The 25144-nt window shown below is 62.6% G+C and carries 22 protein-coding genes; 8 read left to right on the top strand and 14 right to left on the bottom strand.

What is annotated here, in order from left to right; genetic code table 11:
- Positions 1-154: 154 nt before the first annotated feature.
- The gene (gene hrpA, locus MRBLPB4O_RS21080; RefSeq protein ID WP_341796491.1) at positions 155-4060 is read right to left on the bottom strand and encodes an ATP-dependent RNA helicase HrpA; all 3906 of its coding nucleotides are present in this window, start codon (positions 4058-4060) and stop codon (positions 155-157) included.
- 570 nt (positions 4061-4630) lie between these two features.
- Here hrpA and MRBLPB4O_RS21085 point away from each other — a divergent pair.
- Positions 4631-5995 carry a glutamine synthetase family protein gene (locus tag MRBLPB4O_RS21085; protein ID WP_341796492.1) on the top strand — a complete coding sequence of 455 codons (1365 nt, stop codon included), beginning with the start codon at positions 4631-4633 and terminating at the stop codon, positions 5993-5995.
- A 24-nt stretch (positions 5996-6019) separates the two neighbouring features.
- On the top strand, positions 6020-7327 hold the full coding sequence (locus tag MRBLPB4O_RS21090) for an FAD-binding oxidoreductase (protein WP_341796493.1): 1308 nt from the start codon (positions 6020-6022) through the stop codon (positions 7325-7327).
- 158 nt (positions 7328-7485) lie between these two features.
- On the opposite strand, the gene fadD1 is transcribed toward MRBLPB4O_RS21090, so the two are convergent.
- Positions 7486-9183 (bottom strand): long-chain-fatty-acid--CoA ligase FadD1, encoded by a 1698-nt coding sequence (fadD1, locus tag MRBLPB4O_RS21095; RefSeq protein ID WP_341796494.1) that lies wholly within the window; start codon positions 9181-9183, stop codon positions 7486-7488.
- Positions 9184-9476: 293 nt separating this feature from the next.
- Positions 9477-11165: a long-chain-fatty-acid--CoA ligase FadD2 gene (gene fadD2 / locus MRBLPB4O_RS21100; protein WP_341796495.1), complete on the bottom strand. Its 1689-nt coding sequence runs from the start codon at positions 11163-11165 to the stop codon at positions 9477-9479.
- Positions 11166-11383: 218 nt separating this feature from the next.
- On the opposite strand from fadD2, the gene MRBLPB4O_RS21105 reads away from it, so the two are divergent.
- Both MRBLPB4O_RS21105 and MRBLPB4O_RS21110 read left to right on the top strand, forming a co-directional pair.
- Positions 11384-12328, top strand: a complete 945-nt coding sequence (locus MRBLPB4O_RS21105) for a lysophospholipase (protein ID WP_341796496.1) — start codon at positions 11384-11386, stop codon at positions 12326-12328.
- A gap of 34 nt (positions 12329-12362) precedes the next feature.
- On the top strand, positions 12363-12833 hold the full coding sequence (locus MRBLPB4O_RS21110) for a MaoC family dehydratase (protein ID WP_341796497.1): 471 nt from the start codon (positions 12363-12365) through the stop codon (positions 12831-12833).
- 126 nt (positions 12834-12959) lie between these two features.
- On the opposite strand, the gene MRBLPB4O_RS21115 is transcribed toward MRBLPB4O_RS21110, so the two are convergent.
- From MRBLPB4O_RS21115 to MRBLPB4O_RS21140, 6 genes are all read right to left on the bottom strand, one after another.
- A complete protein-coding gene (locus MRBLPB4O_RS21115) occupies positions 12960-14198 on the bottom strand; it encodes an RNA polymerase sigma factor (RefSeq protein WP_341796498.1) in 1239 nt (412 codons plus the stop codon).
- Positions 14198-14683 carry an SRPBCC family protein gene (locus MRBLPB4O_RS21120; protein ID WP_341796499.1) on the bottom strand — a complete coding sequence of 162 codons (486 nt, stop codon included), beginning with the start codon at positions 14681-14683 and terminating at the stop codon, positions 14198-14200. Before MRBLPB4O_RS21120 ends, MRBLPB4O_RS21115 begins: the two co-directional genes overlap by 1 nt.
- A 21-nt stretch (positions 14684-14704) precedes the next feature.
- Positions 14705-15049, bottom strand: coding sequence for a YciI family protein (locus tag MRBLPB4O_RS21125; protein ID WP_341796500.1), 345 nt, complete (start codon positions 15047-15049; stop codon positions 14705-14707).
- 44 nt (positions 15050-15093) lie between these two features.
- Entirely contained in the window at positions 15094-15519 is a 426-nt protein-coding gene (locus MRBLPB4O_RS21130; protein WP_341796501.1) for a nuclear transport factor 2 family protein, read from the bottom strand.
- A gap of 154 nt (positions 15520-15673) precedes the next feature.
- Positions 15674-16006, bottom strand: coding sequence for a type II toxin-antitoxin system HicB family antitoxin (locus tag MRBLPB4O_RS21135; RefSeq protein WP_341796502.1), 333 nt, complete (start codon positions 16004-16006; stop codon positions 15674-15676).
- Between the two features lie 387 nt (positions 16007-16393).
- Positions 16394-16651: a DUF2790 domain-containing protein gene (locus MRBLPB4O_RS21140; protein WP_063427321.1), complete on the bottom strand. Its 258-nt coding sequence runs from the start codon at positions 16649-16651 to the stop codon at positions 16394-16396.
- Positions 16652-17007: 356 nt separating this feature from the next.
- On the opposite strand from MRBLPB4O_RS21140, the gene MRBLPB4O_RS21145 reads away from it, so the two are divergent.
- The gene (locus tag MRBLPB4O_RS21145; protein ID WP_341796503.1) at positions 17008-17376 is read left to right on the top strand and encodes a GNAT family N-acetyltransferase; all 369 of its coding nucleotides are present in this window, start codon (positions 17008-17010) and stop codon (positions 17374-17376) included.
- Here the strand turns inward: MRBLPB4O_RS21145 and def are convergent.
- From def to MRBLPB4O_RS21160, 3 genes are all read right to left on the bottom strand, one after another.
- Complete coding sequence (gene def / locus MRBLPB4O_RS21150; protein ID WP_016498418.1) at positions 17331-17867, bottom strand: peptide deformylase; 537 nt, start codon at positions 17865-17867, stop codon at positions 17331-17333. The genes MRBLPB4O_RS21145 and def overlap by 46 nt on opposite strands.
- The gene (locus tag MRBLPB4O_RS21155) at positions 17864-18823 is read right to left on the bottom strand and encodes a YihY/virulence factor BrkB family protein (protein ID WP_016498417.1); all 960 of its coding nucleotides are present in this window, start codon (positions 18821-18823) and stop codon (positions 17864-17866) included. Before MRBLPB4O_RS21155 ends, def begins: the two co-directional genes overlap by 4 nt.
- Before the next feature lie 194 nt (positions 18824-19017).
- Positions 19018-19197, bottom strand: a complete 180-nt coding sequence (locus MRBLPB4O_RS21160; protein WP_016498416.1) for a CsbD family protein — start codon at positions 19195-19197, stop codon at positions 19018-19020.
- Positions 19198-19440: 243 nt separating this feature from the next.
- On the opposite strand from MRBLPB4O_RS21160, the gene MRBLPB4O_RS21165 reads away from it, so the two are divergent.
- Together MRBLPB4O_RS21165 and MRBLPB4O_RS21170 are read left to right on the top strand one after the other, a co-directional pair.
- Positions 19441-20913, top strand: coding sequence for a NosD domain-containing protein (locus MRBLPB4O_RS21165; RefSeq protein ID WP_341796504.1), 1473 nt, complete (start codon positions 19441-19443; stop codon positions 20911-20913).
- Positions 20914-21166: 253 nt separating this feature from the next.
- Positions 21167-21547: a hypothetical protein gene (locus tag MRBLPB4O_RS21170; RefSeq protein WP_019471036.1), complete on the top strand. Its 381-nt coding sequence runs from the start codon at positions 21167-21169 to the stop codon at positions 21545-21547.
- Between the two features lie 5 nt (positions 21548-21552).
- Here MRBLPB4O_RS21170 and MRBLPB4O_RS21175 read toward each other — a convergent pair whose 3' ends face one another.
- Entirely contained in the window at positions 21553-22389 is an 837-nt protein-coding gene (locus MRBLPB4O_RS21175; protein WP_341796505.1) for a S1-like domain-containing RNA-binding protein, read from the bottom strand.
- A 130-nt stretch (positions 22390-22519) separates the two neighbouring features.
- Here MRBLPB4O_RS21175 and MRBLPB4O_RS21180 point away from each other — a divergent pair, with 130 nt between their 5' ends.
- Positions 22520-23380, top strand: a complete 861-nt coding sequence (locus MRBLPB4O_RS21180; RefSeq protein WP_341796506.1) for a DUF6279 family lipoprotein — start codon at positions 22520-22522, stop codon at positions 23378-23380.
- 30 nt (positions 23381-23410) lie between these two features.
- On the opposite strand, the gene aceK is transcribed toward MRBLPB4O_RS21180, so the two are convergent.
- The gene (aceK, locus tag MRBLPB4O_RS21185; protein WP_341796507.1) at positions 23411-25120 is read right to left on the bottom strand and encodes a bifunctional isocitrate dehydrogenase kinase/phosphatase; all 1710 of its coding nucleotides are present in this window, start codon (positions 25118-25120) and stop codon (positions 23411-23413) included.
- Between the last annotated feature and the right edge of the window lie 24 nt (positions 25121-25144).

Here is a 25144-nt window from a genome sequence, read left to right on the forward strand (position 1 = left end):
CCATCGCCACGGGGCGCTGGCTGGAAATATGGCAGGTTAATGGCACTTTAGTGCCAATTTAGGGGCGTAGGCTTGTCCCTGTGGGAGCGGGCGTGCCCGCGAAGGGCCGCAAAGCGGCCCCAAATTGCACCAATATTGCCACAACTGTAGAAGTTTAGCCTTCCACCTGACTCCACTGTTTGCTCAGTCGCTTGTCGGAAATCGGCACCTTGGTGCCCAACTGCTGGGCAAACAACGACACCCGATATTCCTCCAGCCACCAACGGTACAAAGCCAGTTGCTCATCACGCTTGCCCTCTTGGGCATGCTTGTCGGCACGGGCGTTGTACTGCGCCCACAGGTTGGCCAGTTCGCCGGACCAGACCCGGTCCTTCTGCACTTGCGAACCCAGCTTTTCCAGGCGTAGTTCCACCGCCTTGAGGTAGCGTGGCAGCTCCTTGAACCACGCCGCAGGCGTTTCGCGCACAAAGCCCGGGTACACCAGGTTGCTTAGCTGCTGCTTGATGTCGTTCAGCGCCACCGCCTGGCTCAGGTCGATCTTGCCCTTGAAGCGCTTCTGCAGGCCATGCCAGAGTTTCAGCACCTCCAACGTTAGCCGCGCCAGGCGCTCGGCATGCTCGGCCCAGCTGCCGCGCTTGCGTTCAGCCAGCCCGGCCAAGGCCGCGCCATCACGGGGCAGCGGTTGTTCGCCTTCGAGGATGCAGCTGTCCAGGCTGGCCAGCAGAATGTCTTCGACCAGCGCCTCGACCCGCCCCATTTCACGGTACAGCAGGCCCAGCTCGGTCAGCCCCGGCAGCTTGCCGCGCAGGAACTTGGCCGGCTCGGCCAGTTGCTGCAGCAACAGCCGTTGCAACGCGCGGCGGTGCTGGAACTCGGCTTCGGCCTGGGTCGAGAAGCGCCCTTCGCGCACGGTGCCGTTGTCTTCGACCAGCGCCGGGTACACGGTCATCGACAGCCCGGCAATCTTCTGCTGGGCGGTCTGTTTCACTTCGCTGAAAGCTTTGGCCTGCACCGGTTGTTCGCTTTTGGCATCACGCGGCACCGCCAGTGCTGCCTGGCTGGCAGCGGCAAAGCGTGCAGTCAGCTCGGCCAGGTCGCGGCCTTCGCCAAGGAACTTGCCCTGGCCATCAACCACCTCGATGTTCATTCGCAGGTGGCCTTCGACCAGCTTGACCGATTCGTCCCAGGCCTCATCGGACACCCGCGCACCGGTCATGCGCAACAGCTCCTGGCCCAGGGCCTGCGGCAGCGCCCCTTGGCCGAACGTCATGCGCGCCAGCGAGGCCTTGACGAAGTCCGGCACCGGCACGAAGTTCTTGCGCAGGGCCTTTGGCAGGTTGCGCACCAGCGCCACGCACTTGGCTTCCAGCAGGCCTGGCACCAGCCATTCCAGGCGTTCGCCGGGCAGGCTTGGCAACAGCGGTGCCGGCACCCGCACAGTCACGCCGTCACGCGGGTGGCCGGGCTCGAAATGGTAGCTCAGCGGCAGGCGCAGCTCGCCCACCTGCATGCTGTCGGGGTACTGTGCTGCGGTCACCTCGCTGGCCTCGCGGGCCAGCACGTCTTCCTCGCGCATGATCAGCAGGTTGGCGTCCTTCTGGCTGCCCATGCGGTACCAGCTGTCGAAGGTCGCGGTCTGGTGGATTTCCGCCGGCAGGCGCGCTTCGTAGAAGGCGTACAGCGTTTCTTCGTCGGCCAGGATGTCGCGCCGGCGGGCCTTTGCCTCCAGCTCGTCAAGCTCCTCAAGCAGGCGTTTGTTGGCTGCCAGGCACTTGGCTCGCGACTGGATTTCGCCCCCCACCAGGCCTTCGCGGATAAACAACTCGCGCGAAGTAACCGGGTCGATCGGGCCGTAGTGCACCGGGCGGCGGCCAACCAGAATCAGCCCGTACAGGGTGATCTGCTCATAGGCCACCACCTGCCCGCGCTTTTTCTCCCAGTGCGGTTCGAAGTGGTTCTTCTTGACCAGGTGGCCGGCCAGCGGCTCGATCCAGTCCGGCTCGATCTTGGCCACCATGCGCGCATACAGCTTGGTGGTCTCGACCAGTTCGGCGGCCATTACCCACTGCGGGCGCTTGCGCCCCAAGCCCGACGACGGGTGTACCCAGAAGCGCCGTTGGCGGGCCCCCTGGTAGTCGCCCTCTTCGGTCTTCTGGCCGATCTGGCTCAGCAGGCCACTGAGGATGGCCTTGTGCATCTTCAGGTAGTCGGACGGTTCCTTGTTCACCGTCAACTGCAGCTCACGGCAGATCAGTGCCAGCTGGCGGTGGGCATCGCGCCATTCACGCAGGCGCAGGTAATTGAGGAAGTTCTTGCGGCACCAGTTGCGCAGCGGGTTGGCCGTCAGCGCCTGGCGCTGCTCTTCGAAACCACGCCACAGGTTGACCAGCGCGGCGAAGTCGGAGTCCACATCCTTCCACTGTGCGTGGGCCTGGTCGGCGGCCTGCTGGCGCTCCGGCGGGCGTTCGCGTGGGTCTTGCACCGACAGCGCACTGGTGACAATAAGCACTTCCTGCAAGCTGCCCAGGCGTGCGCCTTCAAGCAGCATGCGGCCCAGCCGTGGGTCGACCGGCAGGCGCGCCAGCTGGCGGCCGATCGGGGTCAGCTGGTTCTCGCGGTTGACCGCCGACAGCTCTTGCAACAGATTGAAGCCATCGCTGATGGCCTTGCCATCCGGCGGCTCGATGAACGGGAAGGCATCGATCGCGCCCAGGCGCAGGTGCAGCATCTGCAGGATTACCGCCGCCAGGTTGGTGCGCAGGATCTCTGGGTCGGTGAACGCGGGCCGGCTGTTGAAATCTTCTTCGCTGTAAAGCCGTACGCAGATGCCTGGCTCTACCCGGCCGCAGCGGCCTTTACGCTGGTTGGCACTGGCCTGCGACACCGCCTCGATGGGCAGGCGCTGCACCTTGGCGCGGTAGCTGTAGCGGCTGATGCGCGCCGTGCCGGTGTCGATCACATAGCGAATGCCAGGCACGGTCAGCGAGGTTTCGGCAACGTTGGTGGCCAGCACCACGCGGCGCCCGGTGTGCGGCTGGAAGATGCGCTGCTGCTCGGCTGGCGACAGGCGCGCGTACAGCGGCAAAATCTCGGTGTGGCGCAGTTGCGCCTTGCGCAGGATTTCGGCGGCATCGCGGATTTCCCGCTCGCCCGGCAGGAAGATCAGGACATCGCCCGGCCCCTTGCCCTCGCTGCGCTCATGGTGCGCCAGCTCATCCAGGGTAGCGAGGATGGCCTGGTCGACGGTGAGGTCGTCCTCGATCTGGTTGCCTTCCTCGTCCTGCTCGCTGGTCAGCGGGCGGTACCAGGTCTCCACCGGGTAAGTGCGCCCGGACACCTCGATGATTGGCGCGTTATCGAAGTGCCTGGAGAAACGCTCCAGGTCGATGGTCGCCGAGGTGATGATCAGCTTCAGGTCTGGCCGGCGATGCAGCAGGGTCTTCAGGTAGCCGAGCAGGAAGTCGATGTTGAGGCTGCGTTCGTGGGCTTCGTCGACAATGATGGTGTCGTAGCGCTCCAGAAGGCGGTCGTGCTGGGTTTCGGCCAGCAGGATGCCGTCGGTCATCAGCTTGACCAAGGTATTGGAATCGCTCTGGTCTTCGAACCGCACCTGGTAGCCGACCAACCCGCCCAGCGGCGTGCCCAGCTCTTCGGCGACCCGCGCCGCCACGCTGCGCGCGGCGATCCGGCGCGGCTGGGTGTGGGCGATCAGGCCATGGCTGCCACGGCCCAGCTCCAGGCAGATCTTCGGCAGCTGGGTGGTCTTGCCCGAACCGGTTTCGCCGGCGATCACCAGCACTTGGTTTTCGGCCAGGGCCTTCTTGATTTCATCACGCTTGGCGGCGATCGGCAGGTTGTCGTCGTAGCGCACGGTCGGCACGCTCTGCTGGCGCGCGGTGACCTGGGCGCAGGAGGCCTGGACCTTTTCCACCCACTGCGCGAGCTTCGCCTCGTCGGGGCGCTTGCGCAGTTCGTGCAGTTGCCGGCGCAGGCGATGGCGGTCGGCGATCATGGCGTGGTCGAGGTTTTGCAGCAGTTTGTCGATGGCGTGGTCAGTCATGGGGCTTTTTAGTGATGCAGGTGAGCCTGCTTTTTCATGATCGGCATTCGAAGGATGCGCGATTGTCGCAGATTTGGGCCTACTTTGCTGTCCAGGCTGGCACGCTCCCTGTAGGAGCGGCCTTGTGCCGCGATGGGCTGCGGCAGCAGCCCCAGGATTTGCGCCCCAGCACACATTGCCGGGGCCGCTTTGCGGCCCATTCGCGGCACAAGGCCGCTCCTACAGGGATCGCATAGCGGCTGAAAGTTTAGCAAGGGCATATGTAAAGGTTGCCATTCACTGCTTTAATCAACCTTACGCCGCATGTGAGTATCAAAGGCATGACTCCCGTCCAGCCCATCGCCCCACCGTCGTCCCGCCCTTCGCTGCCGAAGGCCCGGAGCCGTGCCGGGGAAAATCCGCTGGTTCACATCATCCTCGCCTTCTGGGCTTTGTGGCACTGCCGCCACGCGCGCCCACCGGACACCTCGCTCACGCCATTGTGACCAAACCCGGCCTCCTTCTGGCCATTTGACTCAACTGGGCCGCCTGCTTGTGCGGTGGCCCTGTGCGCCCGTGAGCGAATCAATCATGCACTTTGCACCCGTAGAGCAGGCTTCCCGTTTCCTGGCCGAAAACCCCGATATCGAGCTGTTCGAGCTCTTTATCCTCGACGCCAACGGCGTACCGCGCGGCAAGCTGTTGCACCGCGAGGAACTGCTGGCCGTCTACCAGACCGGCCGGCCGCTGCCCAGCACCATCCTCGGCCTGACCCTGAACGGTGACGACGTAGAAAACTCGGGCCTGGTGTGGGACGTGGGCGACATCGACTGCCGCGCCTACCCGCTTGAAGGCAGCCTGGTGCGCTTGCCCTGGCGCCGGGTGCCAACCGCTGCCGTGCAGGTCAGCATGCACCCGAGCGAAGGCCTGCCGGCCAGCATCGCCGACCCGCGTCATGTGCTGCTGCGCACCATCGAAGCGCTGAAAGCCGACGGCTACCACCCGGTAATGGCCTGCGAGCTGGAATTCTTCCTGCTCGACCAGCAACGCGATGCCCAGGGCCGCCCGCAACCGGCGCTGGACAACGACGGTGGCCGCCCGCGCGCTACTCAGGTCTATGGCCTGCGTGAGCTGGAGCAGATAGAACCGTTTCTTGCCGACCTGTACGCCGCCTGCAAGGCCCAAGGCATTCCGGCACGTACCGCCATTTCGGAATACGCCCCAGGCCAGGTGGAAATCACCCTGGAGCACGGCGATGCACTGCAGGCGATGGACCAGGCCGTGCGCTACAAGCGCCTGGTGAAAGGCGTGGCCCATACCCACGGCATGCAGGCCTGCTTCATGGCCAAGCCGTTTGCCAACCTGGCCGGTACCGGCATGCACATGCACCTGAGCCTGGCCGACAACGCGGGCAACAACCTGTTCGCCAGTGAAGACAAAGCCGGCACCCCGCTGCTGCGCCAGGCTGTGGCCGGCATGCTGCGCCACCTGCGCGACTCGCTGCTGCTGTTCTGCCCCAACGCCAACTCGTTCCGCCGCTTCCAGGCCAACAGCTATGCGCCGCTGGCGCCGACCTGGGGCGTGGACAACCGCACCGTGAGCCTGCGTGTGCCAGGCGGCCCGGCCAACAGCCGGCATGTGGAACACCGCATTTGCGGCGCCGATGCCAACCCCTACCTGGCCGCAGCGGCAATTCTCGCCGCCAGCCACCGGGGCATCCGCGAACAGCTGGACCCAGGCGCACCGGTGGAGGGCAATGGCTATGCCCAGGCCACCGAACACCTGCCCACCGACTGGCTGACTGCCCTCGATGCCCTGCAACATTCCCATTGGGCCCGCGAAGCATTGGGCGAAGACTTCCTTGGCGTGTACCTGAAGGTCAAACGCGCCGAGTACCGCCAGTTCATGGCCGAAGTCAGCGAGCAGGACTGGCGCTGGTACCTGCACCAGGCCTGAGCCTCTACATAACAAGGAACACCCATGAACGCAGCATTGAACAAAGGCTCGGCGCAACGTGCGCCGTCCTACTACAGCGCCACCCTCAACGACCACACCGAGTACCCGCAGCTCAAGGGCACGGTGCAGGTGGACGTGGCCATCATCGGTGGCGGCTTCACCGGCATCGCCACGGCGGTGGAGCTGGCCGAGCGTGGCCTGAAGGTGGCCATCGTCGAAACCAACCGTATCGGCTGGGGCGCCAGCGGGCGCAATGGCGGCCAGGTCACCGGCAGCCTGTCGGGCGACGAGGCCATGCGCACGCAGATGCGTAGCCACCTGGGCGCCGAAGTCGACGATTTCATCTGGCACCTGCGCTGGCGCGGGCACCAGGTGATCGAACAGCGCGTGGCGCGCTATGGCATCGACTGCGACCTCAAGCACGGCCACCTGCATGCAGCGATGAAGCCCTCGCACATGAACGAGCTGCGCGCATTCGAGGCCGAGGCCCAGCGCCGGGGCATGGGCGAGCAGGTGCAATTGCTCGACCGCGCTGCAGTGGCCGAGCACCTGCAGAGCCCGCTGTACCTGGGCGCGTTGAAAAACCTGCGCAACCTGCACCTGCACCCGCTCAACCTGTGCCTGGGTGAGGCCCGCGCTGCCCACAGCCTGGGTGCATTGGTCTTCGAAAACTCCGAGGTGCTGGACATCGTCCACGGCCCGCGCCCGGCGGTGGTTACCGCCCACGGCCGGGTCGAGGCACGCCAGGTGATGCTGGCCGGCGATGTGTACCACAAACTGGAAAAGCGCCAGCTCAAGGGCAAGATCTTCCCGGCCATGGGCGGCATCGTCACCACCGCGCCGCTGGGTGAGCTGGCCGAGCAGATCAACCCGCAGGACCTGGCGGTGTACGACTGCCGCTTCGTGCTCGACTATTACCGCCTGACCGCCGACAAGCGCCTGCTGTTCGGGGGCGGCGCCAACTACTCGGGGAAAGATTCACGCGACATCGAAGGCGAACTGCGCCCGTGCATCGAACGCACGTTCCCGGCCCTCAAAGGCGTGCCCATCGAGTTCCAATGGAGCTGCGCCATGGGGATCGTGGTCAACCGAATCCCGCAGCTGGGCAAGCTGTCGGACAACGTGTGGTACTGCCAGGGTTATTCGGGGCACGGCATTGCCACCAGCCACATCATGGGCGAGATCATGGCCGAAGCGTTGACCGGGACACTGGAGAAGTTCGACACCTTCGCCCAGTGCAAGCATGTGCGGGTGCCGATGGGGGATTTGCTGGGTAACCCGCTGCTGGCGGCGGGAATGTGGTACTACCAGATGCTGGAAAAACTGCGCTGAGCCCGAAAGCGGTGCAACCTCTGGAGGAGCGGCCTTGTGCCGCGAAAGGGCCGCACAGCGGCCCCAGGTTTTCAGTGGTGTTGCTGAAATTGCCGGGGCCGCTTCGCGGCCCTTTCGCAGCACAAGGCTGCTCCTACAAGGGCCGCGCTGGCGGGGTGTCAGGCGATCTTCTTCAAGCCCTGCTTCTTGAGCTCTTCATCGCGCAGCTCGCGGCGCAGGATCTTGCCCACGTTGGTGGTCGGCAGCGAATCGCGGAACTCGATCAGGCGCGGTACCTTGTAACCGGTAACGTTGGCACGCATGTGCTCCATCACCTGCTCTTTGGTCACGGTCATGCCCGGCTTGACCACGATGAACACCTTGATCACTTCACCCGATTTCTCGTCCGGCACACCAATGGCTGCGCACTGCAGCACACCTGGCAAGGCCGCCAACACGTCTTCCAGCTCGTTGGGGTACACGTTGAAGCCCGAGACCAGGATCATGTCCTTCTTGCGGTCTACGATGCGCATGTAACCGTCGGCCTGGATCAGGGCGATATCGCCGGTCTTCAACCAGCCTTCGCTGTCGAGGATCTCGGCGGTGGCGTCTTCGCGCTGCCAGTAGCCCTTCATCACCTGCGGGCCCTTGACGCACAACTCGCCCACCTCGCCCAGCGGTAGCTCGTTGCCGGCGTCGTCGATGATCTTGCACAAGGTCGATGGCACCGGAATGCCAATGGTACCCACCTGGTTCGCTTCTGCCGGGTTCACCGCTGCCACCGGACTGGTTTCGGTCATACCGTACCCTTCGCATATGGCGCAGCCGGTAACGGCCTTCCAGCGCTCGGCCACGCTCAATTGCAGGGCCATGCCGCCCGACAGGGTGATTTTCAACGACGAGAAGTCCAGCGCACGGAACGCCTCGTTGTTGCACAGGGCAACGAACAGGGTGTTGAGGCCGACAAAGCCGCTGAACTTCCACTTGCCCAGTTCCTTGACCATGGCCGGCAGGTCACGCGGGTTGCTGATAAGCACGTTGTGGTTGCCGATCAGCATCATGGCCATGCAATGGAAGGTGAAGGCGTAGATGTGGTACAGCGGCAGCGGGGTGATGAGGATTTCGCAGCCTTCATGCAGGTTCGAGCCCATCAGTGCACGGCACTGCAGCATGTTGGCCACCAGGTTGCGGTGGGTCAGCATGGCGCCCTTGGCCACGCCGGTGGTGCCACCGGTGTACTGCAGCACGGCCACGTCGTTGGCCTGCGGGTTGGCCTCGGTCACCGGCTGGCCCTTGCCCAGGGCCAGGGCGTCGTTGAAGCGCACGGCCTGCGGCAGGCTGTAGGCCGGCACCATCTTCTTCACGTACTTGATCACGCTATTGATCAGCAGGCGTTTGAGCGGCGGCAGCAGGTCGGCCACTTCGGTGACGATGACGTGCCTGACCTGTGTCTTGGGTATTACCTTCTCGGCCAGGTGGGCCATGTTCGCCAGGCACACCAGGGCCTTGGCGCCGGAGTCGTTGAACTGGTGTTCCATCTCCCGCGCGGTATACAGCGGGTTGGTGTTGACCACGATCAACCCGGCACGCATGGCACCGAAGACCGCGACCGGGTATTGCAGGACATTGGGCAGTTGCACGGCAATGCGGTCACCGGGCTTGAGGTCGGTATGCTGCTGCAGCCAGGCGGCAAACGCCCCCGACAGCGCATACAGCTCGCCATAAGTGATAGTCTTGCCCAGGTTGCTAAAGGCCGGTTTGTCGGCAAAGCGTTGGCAGGATTGCTTGAGTACTGCCTGGATATTGGGGAATTCGTCAGGATTGATTTCCGCCGTAATCCCGGCTGGGTACTTATCCTTCCAAAAATTTTCGATCATGGAAGCCCACTCCTTCAGCAACAGCGAAGTTCGATTGGCGCGTCGATGCGCTTATTATTGATATGAGACGGCGGTTCGTTGCAAACCGGATCGTCTGAAAGCGGGCCGAGAGTAACAGCTTTGCCTGGGGTCGCCTAGAGGCCAAAACAGGCCTTGCAGTCACAAAAATGACTCAATGAACAATACAGGTCATTTTTAGAGTTTTTAACCAAAATGTCGCAGATCAGGCTGTAATCATCCTGTTAGAGCGGTTTTGAAGCATTCGCGGGCAAGCCCGCGAAGCCATCCCGGTATCACGCTATATCGCGCAACTCCCGCCGCAGGATCTTGCCAACCGGCGTCATCGGCAACGAATCACGCAGCACGATGTGCTTGGGTACCTTGTAGCCGGTGAAGTTGGCTTTGCAGTAGGCCTTGAGCTCATCCACGCTCACCCCGCCCTCGCGCGGCACCACAAACAGCTTCACCGCCTCGCCTGAGCGCTCGTCCGGCACGCCGATGGCTGCACAGTTGGCAACCTTGGGGTGGCCCATCACCACGTCCTCGATCTCGTTGGGGTACACGTTGAAGCCCGAGACGATAATCATGTCCTTCTTGCGGTCGACGATGCGGGTGAAACCGTCCGGGTCGATCACCGCGATATCCCCGGTCTTGAACCAGCCGTCCGCATCCAGTGCTTGAGCAGTGGCCTCAGGCTGCTGCCAGTAACCCTTCATCACCTGCGGGCCCTTGATGCACAACTCGCCCCGCTCGCCCAGCGGCAATTCGTTGCCGTCATCGTCGATAACCTTGAACGCGGTACCCGCCACCGGGATGCCCACGGTGCCCAGGCGCGCCAGCTGGCCATAGGGGTTGGTGCTGGCCACCGGCGAGGTTTCTGTCAGGCCGTAGCCTTCGACAATGCGGCACCCGGTAAGGGCCTCCCAGCGTTCGGCAGTGGCCTTGACCAGCGCCGTGCCGCCGGAGTTGGTGACCTTCAGCGCCGAGAAATCCAGCTGGCGGAAACCGGGGTGGTCCATCAGCGCGACAAACAGGGTGTTCAGCCCCAACAGCGCCGAGAAACGCCACTTGCCCAGCTCCTTGATGAAGCCGGGGATGTCACGTGGGTTGGTGATCAGGACGTTGTGGTTGCCGGTGACCATCATGCACATGCAGTTCGCGGTGAAGGCATAGATGTGGTACAGCGGCAGCGGCGCGATCATCACCTCCTGGCCGTCCTTGAGCAGCTTCTGCCCGTCGGGGCCGTGCTGCGAGAAGCAGGCTAGCACCTGCAACATGTTGGCCACCAGGTTGCCGTGGGTGAGCATGGCGCCCTTGGCCAGGCCAGTGGTGCCGCCTGTGTACTGCAGCACGGCAATGCCGTCCAGGCTCAACGGCACCGGTTTGGGCGACTGCTCGCGACCCTGGCGCAGCACCTGCTTGAACGCTATCGCCTGAGGCAGCTGGTAGGCCGGTACCATCTTCTTCAGCTTGTCGACCACGGTGTTGATCAGCCAGCCCTTGGCGGCGGGCAACAGGTCGCCCATCTTCGCCTCGATCAGGTACTCGATGCCGGTATCGGGCAGCACCTCCTGCACACGCTTGCCAAACATGTTCAGGTACACCAGCGCACGTGCGCCACTGTCCTTGAACTGGTGGCGCATTTCGCGCTCGGTGTACAGCGGATTGGTGTTGACCACGATCAAGCCGGCGCGCATGGCACCAAAGACGGCGATCGGGTATTGCAGCACGTTGGGCATCTGCACCGCGATGCGGTCGCCCGGCTTGAGGTCGGTGTGCTGCTGCAACCAGGCAGCAAAGGCTGCCGAATGTCGCTCCAGCTCCGCGTAGGTCAGGGTCACGCCCAGGTTGCTGAACGCCGGGCGGTCGGCAAAGCGCTTGCAGGAGCGCTCGAACACCTCGACGACCGAGGTGTAGGCATTGATGTCGATGGTGGAAGGCACGCCCGCCGGGCGCTTGTCATTCCAGAAGTCGGCTTGCATTTATTATTGTTCCTCTGCCTGGACCTGCACTGCGTCCTTTAGTCCTTTACCTGATCGCCTGCTGGCGAAAAGGCGTTGATCCGACGTTAGCAGGTAAGCCCAAGGCGGCATATACGCCAAGTGCCGCCATTAACATTGTGAATCTTATTTGTGCCCTTCCTGCAATCCGGCCGGTTGTGCATACACTGTTCGGGTACCTGTGCGCACAAGGACCCGCCATGCCCCACGACGCCTTCTGGCTACCCGCCAGCGAGCACTGCAGCCTGTACGTGCACCAATGGCTGCCGGCCACACCGGTAAAAGCCGTGGTGCTGCTGGCCCACGGCATGGCCGAGCATGCCGGGCGCTACCTGCGTCTGGGGCATGCCCTGAGCGAGGCCGGCTTTGCCCTGTTCGCTGCCGACCAGCGCGGCCACGGGCGCACCGCCGAGCTGGGCAGCCTCGGCCTGTTCGCCCGCCATCATGGCTGGAATGCCGTAGTCAACGACCTTGGGCTGCTGGCCCAGCACATCGGCCAGCAGTACCCGGGCACACCGCTGTTTCTGTTCGGCCACAGCATGGGCAGCTACATCGCCCAGGCTTACCTGCTGCACCACAGCGCCAGCCTGCACGGGGCGATTCTCAGTGGCTCCAACTACCAACCGGCGGCGCTGTACCGCGTGGCGCGGCTGATTGCCAGGCTGGAGGCCTGGCGCCAGGGGCCGCAGGGCAAGAGTGCGCTGATCGAATGGTTGTCGTTCGGTTCGTTCAACAAAGCGTTCAAGCCCAACCGCACGGCGTTCGACTGGCTTAGCCGCGACCCGGCCGAGGTCGACCTGTACGTCAGCGACCCGTTGTGCGGCTTTCGCTGCAGCAACCAACTGTGGCTCGACCTGCTGCAAGGCTTGGCGCAAATCAGCCAGCCGAGTAACCTCGCGCAGATCGATCCGAACCTGCCCATGCTGGTAATCGGTGGTGAATGTGATCCGGTCAGTGCCGGCAAGCGTCTCACCCATCTGGCCGACGCTCTGCGCGCGACCGGCAATCGACATGTACAGCTGCGCGTCTACCCTGAGGCGCGGCACGAAGTACTCAACGAAACCAACCGTGACGAGGTCACCGCCGATATTCTCGGCTGGCTTGATCAGGCGCTGGCCCTTGGCCGCCCTGCGCGCAGTGAATGATAGCCGCCCTCGCCCAACGCTTAAGGAAGCACCGATGTCCCAGGTCACCAACACGCCTTACGAAGCCCTCGAAGTTGGCCAGACGGCCGAGTACACGAAGTCCGTTGAAGAACGCGACATCCAGCTGTTCGCTGCAATGTCTGGTGACCACAACCCGGTTCACCTGGATGCCGAGTTTGCCGCCAAGAGCATGTTCCGCGAGCGTATTGCCCATGGCATGTTCAGCGGCGCGCTGATCAGTGCTGCAGTGGCCTGCACCCTGCCTGGCCCTGGCACCATCTACCTGGGCCAGCAGATGAGCTTCCAGAAGCCAGTGAAAATTGGCGACACCCTGACCGTGCGCCTGGAGATTCTCGAGAAGCTGCCCAAGTTCAAGGTGCGCATCGCCACCAATGTGTACAACCAGAACGATGAGCTGGTGGTGCAGGGTGAGGCCGAGATCCTGGCGCCGCGCAAGCAGCAGACAGTCGAGCTGGTGTCGCCGCCGAATTTCGTGGCTAGCTGAAAACCGAATTAGCCAGTTCCGGCTCTGTCGCCGGCAAGCCAGCTCCCACAGGATCACCATAGGCCTGAACATTGTGGTGATCCCGTGGGAGCTGGCTTGCCGGCGATAGGGCCGGTACCGCCACCCTCATTCAAGCGCCTGTAACCGCTGTTCGATATGCCGCCGCTCCGGCGCCTGCCGGGTCAGCGCCAGCGCCTGCCGCCACGCCGCACGCGCCTCCTCCACCTGCCCCAGCTGATAATGCAGCTCGGCCCGCGCCGCATGCGCCAGGTGATAGTCCAGCAGCTCACCGCGCGCCAGAATCCCTTCGACCTCCCGCAGGCCAACTTCCGGCCCGTCCCGCTTCGCCAGCGCCACCGCCCGGTTCAGCTCCACCACCGCTGACGGCCAGTGCCGCTGCAACACGTCGTACAGCCCGACAATCTCCGTCCAGTCAGTCTCTTGTGCCGTAGCTGCTTCAGCGTGCACCGCAGCGATCGCCGCCTGTACGGTGTAGGCGCCAAATGCCCGGCTTTGCAGGGCCTGGCGCACCAGCTCGCAGCCCTCGTCAATGCGTTGCCGGTCCCACAGGCTGCGGTCCTGCTGTTCCAGCACCACCAGGTTGCCCTGGGCATCGGTTCGCGCCTGCTGCCGGGACGCCTGCAGCAGCATCAATGCCAGCAGGCCGATCGCCTCCGCATCAGGCAACAATTGCACCAGCAGCCGCGCCAGGCGAATGGCTTCATCGCTCAGTTCCTGCAGCAGCAGTGACTCGCCCGAGGACGCCGAATAGCCTTCGTTGAATACCAGGTAGATCACCCGCAACACGCTCTCCAGGCGCTCGGGCAGCTCGTTCAGTTCCGGCACCTGGTACGGGATGCCGGCGTCGCGGATCTTGGCTTTGGCGCGGACAATGCGCTGGGCGATGGTGGCGGGGCTTTGCAGGAAGGCGCGAGCAATCTGCTCGGTGGTCAGGTCGCAGACTTCGCGCAGGGTCAGCGGCACCTGGGCATCGGCCGACAGCGCCGGGTGGCAGCAGGTGAAGATCAGCCGCAAGCGGTCATCCGCCAACAACTCTTCTTCACTGGGGTCGTGTGCCTGGCCGTCGAGCAGCATGCTCAGGTCTGCCTGAGAGCGGTCGAAACGGGCCCGTCGGCGCAGCGCATCGATGGCCTTGAAACGCCCGGTGGAAACCAGCCAGGCCCGTGGGCTATCGGGGATACCATCGCGCTGCCAGCGCTCGACGGCGATGAAGAAGGCATCATGCATGGCCTCCTCTGCCAGGTCGAAATCACCCAGCAGGCGGATCAACGTCGCCAGGATGCGTCGCGAATCCCGCCGGTACACGGCCTCGACTTCGGCACGCACCTGCGCCAGTGCCGTCATCAGTCGGGCATCCGCTGGGTCACCACCTCCACCAGGCGGTCCAGGCTTTCTCCCCAGCCCTGGTAGAAGCCCATTTCCTCATGGGCCAGGCAATCAGCGGCATTCCAGTGCCAGGCGCGGGCGGTATAGCGGGTTTTACCCTGCTCCTCGTCAAAGCTGATGACGGCGGTCATGAAGGCCTTGTCCGACGGCACCCAACCGGGGCCAAAGGCATCGGTGAACACCAGCCGGCGCGGCGCGACAATTTCCAGAAACACGCCCTGGGTCGGGTATTCACTACCATCCGGCGCCCGCATCAGGGTGCGGAATACCCCCCCAACCCACAACTGCATCTCGCACTCCGGGGTGGTCATGCCGTGCGGCCCCCACCACTGCATCAGCCACTGGGGTTCGGTCCAGGCGCGAAATACCTTGGCCGGCGGTGCGTCGATCAGGCGGCTGATGGACAACTCGTGTTGTGCTTGCGCGGGGTGTGCAAGGCTCATGCTGATGGTTCTCCGTAGCTGTCAGGGTTGCAGTTCGCGCACCGGTCGCACCTCGACACTGCCGACCCGTGCCGCCGGGATGCCCTTGGCGATGTTCAGCGCTTCGTTCAGGTCGCGGGCCTCCACCAGGTAAAAGCCGGCGAGTTGCTCCTTGGTTTCGGCAAACGGGCCGTCGGTCAGGCTCATGTGCCCGTTACGCACGCGCACCGTGGTGGCGGTTTGCACAGGCTTGAGCGCCTCGGCCGCCAGCATTCGCCCAGAGCCCTGTACGGCTTCGGCGTAGGCCATGCATTCGGCGTCTTCCGGGCTGTCGGGCAGGCTATGCAGCAGCCCCTCGTCACAATAGACCAGGCACAGGTATTTCATGGTCGCCTCCAGGGCATCGGCAAAGTGCGTTTGGCGATAACGGCTCAGGGCTTGAGATCGAACAGGGCTTTTTGCGTTTCCATGTCGAAAGGCGCCGACCAGTGCTCGTGGATCACCTGCCACTGGTCACCTTTCCGACGATAGCCCACGGTGGCGCGCATGAAGCCGCACTGGCTTTCGTCGTCGCCCGGGCCGCAGCGGTTCAGCCAGTGGGCCAGGGCCAGGTCGCCTGCGGCATGTACGGTGAGTTCGGCCAGTTCGAAGACCATGGGGCCGGTGCACATGCCCATGCACATTTCCCAGTGCGCCGTGTAGGCGGCCTTGCCTTTGAATTGCAGGGCCTGGATGGCATCGAAGGCAACGATGTCATCGGCATAGGGGGCGGTGATGTTGGGGATGTCACGATCGCGCACGGCCTGCATCCAGCGCTCGATCAGTTGGCGGATCTCGGTTTCGGCTGCGGTGATCATCGGGGTTCCTCCGACAGTACGTAGGTTTTGACACGCAGTGCGGCGTGCCTTCACCTATGGTCGAACGGAGAACGGAGGAATCGACAGGCCTTGGTAACTATTCTGTTCAGTGACGGCAGGATATTACCTATGCGCTGCGTTAGAGCAGCGTGGCTCAGGCCATCGCGGCTTGTTCAAATACCTCATCAGCCCACTGATTCAGGCTTTTACCGGCAGCACGGGCAGCGACACTCGCCGCAGCATGAACCTCAGGCCGAATTCTCAGCATGACCTTACCCGAAGCAGGCTTCTCCGGAGTAATGCCCTGCTCTACACAATCGGCCAGGTAATCCTCCAGTGCATCGCGGAACGCTTCATGCAATTCGGGCACCGACCTTGCGTGAAAACTGATGATGTCTCGCATACCGAGCACACGGCCGACGAAAATGTCATCACGCTCGTCGTACTCGATACGAGCGGCGTAGCCTTTGTAGCGCATGCAACTCATGTCCTGACCCCTGCCCGTAATAGAAATTCGCGAGCTTCTTCAATCTGATACCGCTTGGCTTCTTTAACTGGATGAGGCCGGTGACACCTCCAGCAGTGCTCACCAAGCAGCAGCTTGACCCTTGAGCCTTGCCGCTCCTGCACCTGGCCACCGAGATGGAGTATCAATGCCTCAATTTCGGAAAAAGCCAACGACGCCGTGGTCGGCGTTCGGAAAATTGCGTCGAGAATTTTGCGGTATCGAGTGTTCATCGAAAAATGCTATCAAATTAAGATAGCACTTTTTCCTCGATATTCATTCAGGATTTTACATTGCCGAGCTGTAAGACCGCTGATGGCCCTCTAGCCTGGGGAAGCAAGAGAGCCATCAATCTTTGACAAGGCCCGATCAACCCTGCTGACAACCCTCACCCATGGCGCGGTACTGGATGGTGTGCACCTGGCCCTGGTGGTCTTCGTAGGTCATGGTCGCAGGCACCACTTCGCAGACATTGGGGATGGTCGAGAGGTTGATCACCCGTTTGATGTCCAGGTTCATGGTGTAGTCGTACTGCTGGGCCACTGGCTGGCTGGAGACAGGTTGGGCCTCGTCGGCAAGGGCGAACGAGGACATACCGACCAATGCAAGAATCAGTAATGGTTTCATGTGGGTTTGCCTTTTGAGCATTCAAGCTGATCGATTGACTTCTAATGCCGTCAATGGCGCGGAGAAGTTGCCATCTACGGTGAAGATGGCACGAAGTACCGATCCCGCTTCGTACTGCCAGGGGGGATGAGTAAAATTCTACTCCCGGTTCGCAATAGTTGAACCCTGAAGTCGGATATTCACCCTTGCCGTATTTGCAACAATCTGCGTCAAATTGGCCGCAAAATCTCACGCCAGAGCCTTGGCGAGCTTTAAGGGCAGGACCCGCCATCTCATTAAAAAATATTCACTGCTCGACACTCTCGGCCACAGAACGCCGGCTGCTAGACCACTTTTACCGCCAACACGGCTCGCGCATGCGTGCTGCGGGCGACGCTGAACTGTGGGTGGCAAGGGCCCCGGGCATCGTTGCAGGCTTGAGCCTGAGTGGGGTGGGTGAAGGCTTTTGGTTGACGGGACTGTTCGTCGACCCGCAGCAGCGCGGCCAAGGGGTGGCCGGGCAATTGATCGAGGCGGCGCTGGAACAGGAAAAGGGACCCACCTGGCTGTTCTGCCACCCGGACCTGGTGCCGTTCTATGAGCGCCTGGGTTTCCACATGGCCGTGCAACTACCCGAAACCCTGGCCAGCCGCCTGCAGCGCTACCAGCGCAGCAAACGCCTGGTAGCCCTGCAGCGGGATCAGTCGTCGCTGAGCTCAAGCCCGGGGAACAGCACCTCGGTGTAGCCGAACTTGGCAAAGTCCTGGATACGCGACGGGTACAGCCGGCCGATCAGGTGGTCGCACTCATGCTGCACCACCCGCGCATGGAAGCCGTCGGCAAAGCGGTTGATCGGGCTGCCCTGGGGGTCGACCCCTTCGTAGCAGATATGCTTGAAGCGTGGCACCACACCCCGCAGGCCCGGTACCGACAGGCAACCTTCCCAGCCGTCCTCCACTTCAGTGGACATCGGCGTGATGACCGGGTTGATCAAAATGGTCTGCGGCACCGCTTCGGCATCCGGGTAGCGCTCGCTGCGCTCGAAGCCGAAAATCACCAACTGCAGGTCGATACCAATCTGTGGCGCGGCCAGGCCTACGCCGCCCACATGGCGCATGGTTTCGAACATGTCGTCGATCAGTTGCTGCAGTTCGGCAGTGCCGAGCATGTGCTCGGGTACTGGCGGGGCGATACGCAGCAGGCGTTCGTCGCCCATCTTTAAAATGTCACGGATCATCTGGGGTTCGGCTCGGAAGGTTGGTGCTGGCTCGGTTGCGGGTGTTCATGGCCCAGCACGGTGATGGTTTCCGGGGCCTTGTGCCCTTCGAAATCCTTCTCGCCAGGGTTCTTGCCCTCGCTCGACATGTGCTCGATCACCGCATTCATCTCCGCGCCCAGCAGCAACACGGCGGCGGAAATATAGAAATACAGCAACAGCACGATGATTGCACCAATACTGCCGTACATGGCGTTGTAGTCGGCGAAGGTTTTCACGTAATAGGCAAAGCCCAGTGACGCCACGATCCACACCACCACCGCCAGCACCGAGCCGGGGGTGATGAAGCGAAACTTCTGTTTTACGTCAGGCATCACGTAGTAGATAAGGGCCACCGCCACCATCAGCAATATGATGATCACCGGCCAGCGCAGAATGGTCCAAAGCGTGACAATGAACTCCTGCATGCCGATCTGGGCGGCGATCCATTCCATCACCTGCGGGCCCAGCACCATCAGCGCTGCGGCCGCCAACAGCATGCCAGCCAGGCCGATGGTGTAGAAAATGGAAAGCGGGATACGCTTCCACACCGGGCGGCCTTCGGGCACATCGTAAGCAGCGTTCATCGCGCTCATCATCAGGCGCACGCCAGCCGACGCGGTCCACAAGGCAATCACGATACCCACCGACAACAGCCCGCCCTTGGACTGCTGCAACTGATCGATCACCGGGTTGACCTGTTCCAGTGCCTGAGGCGGCAGCACCAGTTCCGATTGCAGGCGCAGCCACGAAAAGAAGTCCGGCAAATGCAGGAAACCAATCAGGGCAATGAGGAACAGCAAGAAAGGGAACAGCGAGAACAGCGCCTGGTAAGCCAGCGCGGAGGCGTAGGTGGACATCTCGTCATCAAGAAATTCCTTGACGGTACGAACCAGCACGCGGTGCAAGGGCAGGCCCTGCAGGGCGGAAAAAATCATAGCGTCTCCTTTCGCCGCTCGATCGATTCAACAGACAAGTCTAATAGACCATACCGCTGCTGTGCTGCTCCCGGCCAATGCATCAAAAATTGTGTAAGCCTGTATCAGCCTCTTCGCGAGCACGCCCGCTCCCACAGATACGTACATGTGGGAGCGGGCGTGCCCGCGAAGAGGCCGGTTCAGGTTGCCTCAAATCAAGGCTTCTTCACTGCGTCCTTTACATCGCCCTTGACCTGCTGCGCCTCGCCTTTAAGCTCCTGCGCCTTACCTTCGGCGCGCAGCTTGTCGTTGTCGGTCACCTTGCCAACACCCTGTTTCACGTTGCCGATTGCTTCGTTGGCCAGACCTTTGGCTTTGTCTTTAGTACCGCTCATGGCAAAACTCCTGCAAATGGAGACACGTGAACCGTGTCGACAGAAGGTGGACCCACCACCCTCGCCGGGAGTTTCAACGGATTTTCCAGCCACAAGCCGAGCGGTAAAACTGCGGGCGAATACCGCACCAAATCACCCCGGCGCACCTACTCAGCCGGCACAGCTGCCCTAGAATCCCCGCAAACGTCCGCCCAGAGCAGGCTGACACTCGATAAAAACAATGTTTTCCGGATACCCGCACCCATGCGTCTGATGCCTGCGCTGGTGGCCTTGCTGCCACTGCTCCCCCTGCCCGCCTTGGCCGCCGCACCGGCCAACCCCGAAACCCTGCGTGTCGAGCGCTACGCTGACGACGACCAGCCCGGCTCGCTGCGCTGGGCCATCGAAACCAGTAACCAGAACCCCGGCCACTACAGCATCGACATCGCCGCCGTCGGCAAGCCGCCCTACGTTATCCGCCCCAGCCGTGCGCTGCCGGAAATCAAGGGCCCGGTGCGCATCACCGGCCTGCCTTGGGCACTCGATGGCCAATACATCGCTATCGACGGTTCGGCCTACATCAAGGACCAGGGGGTACGCACCTGCCCCGGCGCCCTGCCCGGCCAGTTCGGCACCAACGTGCGCACCACCACCAACCCCGGGCTGGTACTACGCGACACCCAGGGCGTGCACCTGAGCGGCCTGGAAGTGCGCAACTTCTGCATCGGTATCCTGGTCAACCGCGCCAGTGGCAACGTGATCGAAGACAACCGCATCGTCGCCAACAAAGGCGGCGCGGGCATCATGCTGACCGGTGACGACGGCGCGGGTAACCCCACCGCTACCACCACGAACAACAACAAGGTGCTGCGCAACCAGCTGATCGACAATGGCGATGGCCTGGAACTGACCCGCGGCGCGGCATTCAACCTGGTGGCCGACAACCTGTTCCGCTCCACTGCAGCCAACCCCGAACCCTCGCAGGGTATCGAGATTCTGTTGGGCAATGACAACAGCGTGGTGCGTAACCGCTTCGAAAACTATTCCGACGGCCTGCAGATCAACTGGGGCAAGCGCAACTACCTGGCGGCCAACACCTTCAGCGGCAACTCGATCGGCGTCAGCGTCACCGGCGAGGGCAACATCCTCGACGGCAACCTGATCCACGGCAACCGCATCGGCGTTGCACTGCGCCCGGAACCGGATGCTACCGCCACGCGCCTGAGCGGCAACCGCATCTGGGGTAACAGCCAGGATATCCGCCGCTGTGAAGCGGGCGGTTCGTGCGTGCCGGGCCAACGCACCGGCGCCATCGTGTTTGGCGTGCCTGCGCAGGCCCATGCGCTGTATGTAGGTTCGCGCGGGGTGGGCGCCGACTTGCCGAAGAAAGACCAGGCGATCATCTGCGACGCCAAAGGCGAGCCCAAACCTTGCCAGCCGCTGCCCAATCATAACCAGCAGGCGCCACGGCTGCTTGCGCTGGAAGGCAATGTGTTGCGCGGTGAAGTGCAGGGGCCGGTGTCGAGCCTGCTGCGGGTGGAGTTCTTTGGCAATGCCGAGGCGGATGGCACCGAGGCGGAGCAGTACCTCGGGGAGGTGCTGGTGAACAGCGACAAACAGGGGCAAGCGCGGTTCGCACAAGTGCTGGAGAACATCGGCGGGTTGCGCAGCTTTACCGCGACCGTGACCACTGCCGATGGGGCAACCTCCCAGTTGAGCCTGCCGGTTCGGCGCTAACAACACCGACCCTCATCGGTTAATACGGCCGTTGTAGGAGCGGCCTTGTGCCGCGAAGGGGCTGCAAAGCAGCCCCAAGGTTCTAGCAACAAAGCCGATATTGCCGGGGCCGCTTCGCGGCCCTTTCGCGGCACAAGGCCGCTCCTACACTGACCGCGTCAGCCCCAACGCAAAGGTCTTCATCAAACCTTGCCCCGCCCCGTGCCACCCCTCACAATGCAGGCCTTCATAGCGTCAACCCGCAGGAACCTGCATGAAACTCGACAAACCCGCCGCCATCGCCCGGCGCAACGAAGCATTGGCCAAGCCGGTGCTGAACAGCAGCAACACCCTGTTCGCCATCCTGGACAACAAACGCAACCTGTGGTGGTTCGAAGTGCCCGTGAAGCTGCTGGGCAAGGGCCAGGCCGACTGGGTCAACCTGCTGCTGCACACGCCAGAAAGCGATGAGCTGCAGCACCTGAAAGTGCCCACCAACTTCCTCAAGGCTCATCTGGAGCAGATGGAAGTGCGCAAGCCCGGCAAGCGCCGCTCCACCATCAGCCTGGCCCTCAGCGCCGACCGCGACTCGCTGCTGCGCGACACCCGTCCGGGTGGCGAGCAGCTGGACTTCCGCAACTTCGTACAGGCGTAAGGCGGTCAGGCCCTTTCGATACGATCGTCATGGATGACGATCAGGCCCTGCTTGAACAACGCGCCAATAGCCTTCTTGAAGTTGCCCTTGCTGACGTTGAACAGCTTGCTGATCAGGGCCGGGTCGCTCTTGTCGCACACGCCCAACACCCCACCTTCAGCCTCCAGGCGCGCCATGATCTGCTCTTGCAGGCTGTCGGCCAGGGCCGCACCCACCGGTTGCAGGCTCAGGGCAATCTTGCCGTCGTGGCGCACTTCCTTGATGAAGCCCTTCTCGTGCATGCCCGAACGCAGGAACTTGAACACCTCGTTCTTGTGGATCAGGCCCCAGTGGCGGTTGTTGATGATGGCCTTGAAGCCCATCGGTGTTTCGCCGGCCACCAGCAACTCGACCGGTTGCCCGACTTTGTAGTCGGCCGGGGTGACGTCGAGGTAACGGTCCAGGCGTGACGTGGCGGTGATGCGGCGGGTGCGCTTGTCGAGGTAGACGTGTACCACGCAGTAATCGCCGATTTTCAGCTGCCGTGCCTCTTCCGAGTACGGCATCAGCAGGTCCTTGGGCAGGCCCCAGTCCAGGAAGATGCCGGCACCGTTGATATCCTTGACCTTGAGGCTGGCAAACTCACCCACCTGCACCTTGGGCTTCTCGGTGGTGGCGATCAGCTGGTCTTCGCTGTCCAGGTAGATGAATACGTTAAGCCAGTCATCCACCTCGGTTTCGGCGTTTTTCGGGATGTAGCGCCCCGGCAGCAGGATCTCGCCATCGGCGCCGCCGTCCAGGTACAGGCCGAAGTCCACGTGCTTCACGATTTGCAAACTGTTGTAACGCCCAAGCAGAGCCATTTCCGATGATCCTCAAGACAAGGCGGCTATTCTACACCTGAAGCCACCGGATGGCCCGACCACTGATACGGTGGAACCGCCAGCCCGCCCTTGCGTCTACCATCTGGCCAGACTGAGGAAGGAACAGCACATGCCGCTACGCCTGCCCAAAGCCCTGCTGATCGCCATCGCCTTAACCCTGGCCCTGGCCGCCTGCAGCCGCATCGACCTGGCCTACCGCAACCTGGACCGCCTGGTGCCGTGGTCGCTGGGAGATTACCTGGACATGAACAGCGAGCAAAAAGCCTTGCTCGACGACCGCTTGCGCGAACATCTGGCCTGGCATTGCAAGACCCAGCTGCCAGGCTACATCGACTGGCTGGACCGGGTACGCGGCATGGTCGCCGATGGCCAGGTGACCGACCAGGCCCTGCAGCAACGCACCCGCGAGGCCCGTGAGGCGATTGGCCGGGTGGCAGAGGAAATCACCCCGTCGGCCACCGAGCTGTTGCGCGGCATGAGCGACAGCCAGGTGGCGGAAATGCGCGAGGCGTTCCGCGAGGACATCAACGAACGGCAGAAAAAGTACGTGGATACCCCGCTGCCCAAGCAGATCGCCCGCCGTAGCGAGCGCATGGAGAAACGCCTGACCCCGTGGTTTGGCGAATTGACGGCAGCGCAGAAGCAGCGGGTGCAGGCCTGGTCCGCAGCGCTGGGCGACCAGAACCGCGAATGGATCGCCAACCGCGCCCACTGGCAGCAGCAATTGTTGCTGGCGATGAACCAGCGCAACGACGCCAGCTTCGAGCCACGCCTGGCGACGCTGCTGCAACGCAAGGAAAGTTTGTGGACGCCTGAATACCGCTCGGCATTTCAAAACACCGAACAACAGGCGCGCAGTTTGCTGGTGGACCTGGTGCAGCAGAGTACGCCGCAGCAGCGGCGGTTCTTGCAAGAAAAGCTGGGTAAGGTGCGGACTGATTTCAGTGAATTGAAGTGTTTGAAGGGTTGAAGTCACTGGTTGCCTGTCCTGGCCAAGCAATTACCGGGCCTTGCGCCGGTACGGAAACACATCAATCACCTTCCCCTCGCGAATGGCTGCCTGCAGCCCCTTCCAGTAATCCGCGTCATACAACTCCCCATGCAAGCGGCTGAACAACCGTCGCTGGCCAAGATCGGCAAACAGGAACGGCGGAAACTCTTCGGGGAACACGTCGTGGGGCCCGATCGAGTACCACGGCTCGCCCGACATCTCATCCTCCGGGTAACGCGGTGGCGGGATGTGCCGGAAGTTCACCTCGGTCAGGAAGCTGATCTCGTCATAGTCGTAAAACACCACCCGGCCATGGCGGGTAACGCCAAAGTTCTTCAGCAACATGTCGCCGGGGAAAATGTTTGCCGCCGCCAACTGCTTGATGGCCAGGCCGTAATCCTCCAGCGCCTCCAGCACCTGGCCTTCGCTGGCATGCTCCAGGTACAGGTTCAACGGCGTCATGCGCCGCTCTGTCCAGCAGTGGCGAATCAGTACAGTGTCACCCTCCAGTATTACCGTCGACGGCGCCACCTCCAGCAGCTCGGCCAGGCACTCCGGCGCGAACTTGCCCTGTGGGAAGCGAAAATCGGCAAACTCCTGGGTATCGGCCAGGCGCCCCACACGGTCGACGCTTTTTACCAGCCGGTACTTGTCGATCACGGTTGCGCGGTCGACGGTTTTTGATGGCGAGAAGCGGTCCTTGATGATCTTGAACACGGTGTTGAAGCCCGGCAGGGTGAACACGCTCATGACCATGCCGCGCACCCCGGGCGCCATGACGAAGCGGTCTTCGCTGCCGGCCAGGTGGTTGATCAGCGCCCGGTAGAACTCCGACTTGCCGTGCTTGTAGAAACCGATGGAGGTGTACAGCTCGGCAATATGCTTGCCCGGCAAGATGCGCTTGAGGAAGTTGACGAACTCTGCCGGCACCGGCACATCGACCATGAAATAGGAGCGGGTAAAGGAAAAGATGATCGACACCTCGGCCTCGTCGGTGATCAGCCCATCGGCCTCGATACCATGCCCCTCACGGTGCAGCAGCGGTATCACCAGCGGCCACTGCTCATCGCTGTTGTACAACCGGCCGACCAGGTAGGCACCCTTGTTGCGGTACAGCACCGGCGAAAACAGCTCCACCGCCAGCGTCGGGTCTTTGCAAACCCAATCCGGCAGGCACTCGCGCAGTTGCTCCTCAAGGCGTGACACGTCGCTTTCAAGGTCGCCATAGGCGAATGCATAGTCGGAAAGAATCGCCCGCAGCAGGCCCTGCAGATTGCCATCGGGGCGGTAGGTACAGGTTTGTGTGGCACGCTGGTGGCTGCGGATAGACGGCCGGGTGGTGTGGATGAACATGCAGCCGTCGCTGATCTGGTCATGGCTGAACAGGCTGCAGAACAACGAGTTGTACCAGGTCTCGGACAATTCATCGTCCAGGCGCGGGTCGATCAGGCGTATGTAGGCACTTTTCACCAGAGGCCACTGCTCGACCTCCAGCAGCACTTCGTCATCGAACGCATCACGCAACCAGCCGTTGACCTCGCCGACCTTCTGTTCGTAAAGGTTGATCCGAGCGGCGGCTGCCCGCTGGCTGTCTTGCCAACGCGCCTGCTCGAAGCGCTCGCGGGCGCCGAGGGTGATGCGGCGGAAATGCTCGCGGTAGTCGTCGAAGCCATCGAGGATCATCCGGGCGATCTCGCCGGCAGGCCAGTGCTGGGTCATGCGGTGGACCTCGGTGCAAAGATT

It is taken from the genome of Pseudomonas sp. LPB4.O (assembly GCF_038383825.1).
GTDB classification, from domain to species: Bacteria; Pseudomonadota; Gammaproteobacteria; order Pseudomonadales; family Pseudomonadaceae; genus Aquipseudomonas; species Aquipseudomonas putida.

Excerpts from the sequence above, each read along its gene's own strand:
- MRBLPB4O_RS21130 (WP_341796501.1), bottom strand. The coding sequence starts at position 15,519 with ATGATCACCGCAGCCGAAACCGAGATCCGCCAACTGATCGAGCGCTGG.
- MRBLPB4O_RS21175 (WP_341796505.1), bottom strand. The coding sequence starts at position 22,389 with ATGGCTCTGCTTGGGCGTTACAACAGTTTGCAAATCGTGAAGCACGTG.
- MRBLPB4O_RS21180 (WP_341796506.1), top strand. The coding sequence starts at position 22,520 with ATGCCGCTACGCCTGCCCAAAGCCCTGCTGATCGCCATCGCCTTAACC.
- MRBLPB4O_RS21165 (WP_341796504.1), top strand. The coding sequence starts at position 19,441 with ATGCGTCTGATGCCTGCGCTGGTGGCCTTGCTGCCACTGCTCCCCCTG.
- MRBLPB4O_RS21120 (WP_341796499.1), bottom strand. The coding sequence starts at position 14,683 with ATGAGCCTTGCACACCCCGCGCAAGCACAACACGAGTTGTCCATCAGC.
- MRBLPB4O_RS21155 (WP_016498417.1), bottom strand. The coding sequence starts at position 18,823 with ATGATTTTTTCCGCCCTGCAGGGCCTGCCCTTGCACCGCGTGCTGGTT.
- MRBLPB4O_RS21145 (WP_341796503.1), top strand. The coding sequence starts at position 17,008 with ATGCGTGCTGCGGGCGACGCTGAACTGTGGGTGGCAAGGGCCCCGGGC.
- MRBLPB4O_RS21090 (WP_341796493.1), top strand. The coding sequence starts at position 6,020 with ATGAACGCAGCATTGAACAAAGGCTCGGCGCAACGTGCGCCGTCCTAC.
- MRBLPB4O_RS21085 (WP_341796492.1), top strand. The coding sequence starts at position 4,631 with ATGCACTTTGCACCCGTAGAGCAGGCTTCCCGTTTCCTGGCCGAAAAC.
- MRBLPB4O_RS21115 (WP_341796498.1), bottom strand. The coding sequence starts at position 14,198 with ATGACGGCACTGGCGCAGGTGCGTGCCGAAGTCGAGGCCGTGTACCGG.
- MRBLPB4O_RS21135 (WP_341796502.1), bottom strand. The coding sequence starts at position 16,006 with ATGAGTTGCATGCGCTACAAAGGCTACGCCGCTCGTATCGAGTACGAC.
- MRBLPB4O_RS21110 (WP_341796497.1), top strand. The coding sequence starts at position 12,363 with ATGTCCCAGGTCACCAACACGCCTTACGAAGCCCTCGAAGTTGGCCAG.
- MRBLPB4O_RS21105 (WP_341796496.1), top strand. The coding sequence starts at position 11,384 with ATGCCCCACGACGCCTTCTGGCTACCCGCCAGCGAGCACTGCAGCCTG.
- MRBLPB4O_RS21160 (WP_016498416.1), bottom strand. The coding sequence starts at position 19,197 with ATGAGCGGTACTAAAGACAAAGCCAAAGGTCTGGCCAACGAAGCAATC.
- fadD2 (WP_341796495.1), bottom strand. The coding sequence starts at position 11,165 with ATGCAAGCCGACTTCTGGAATGACAAGCGCCCGGCGGGCGTGCCTTCC.
- hrpA (WP_341796491.1), bottom strand. The coding sequence starts at position 4,060 with ATGACTGACCACGCCATCGACAAACTGCTGCAAAACCTCGACCACGCC.
- def (WP_016498418.1), bottom strand. The coding sequence starts at position 17,867 with ATGATCCGTGACATTTTAAAGATGGGCGACGAACGCCTGCTGCGTATC.
- MRBLPB4O_RS21125 (WP_341796500.1), bottom strand. The coding sequence starts at position 15,049 with ATGAAATACCTGTGCCTGGTCTATTGTGACGAGGGGCTGCTGCATAGC.
- fadD1 (WP_341796494.1), bottom strand. The coding sequence starts at position 9,183 with ATGATCGAAAATTTTTGGAAGGATAAGTACCCAGCCGGGATTACGGCG.
- MRBLPB4O_RS21170 (WP_019471036.1), top strand. The coding sequence starts at position 21,167 with ATGAAACTCGACAAACCCGCCGCCATCGCCCGGCGCAACGAAGCATTG.
- aceK (WP_341796507.1), bottom strand. The coding sequence starts at position 25,120 with ATGACCCAGCACTGGCCTGCCGGCGAGATCGCCCGGATGATCCTCGAT.
- MRBLPB4O_RS21140 (WP_063427321.1), bottom strand. The coding sequence starts at position 16,651 with ATGAAACCATTACTGATTCTTGCATTGGTCGGTATGTCCTCGTTCGCC.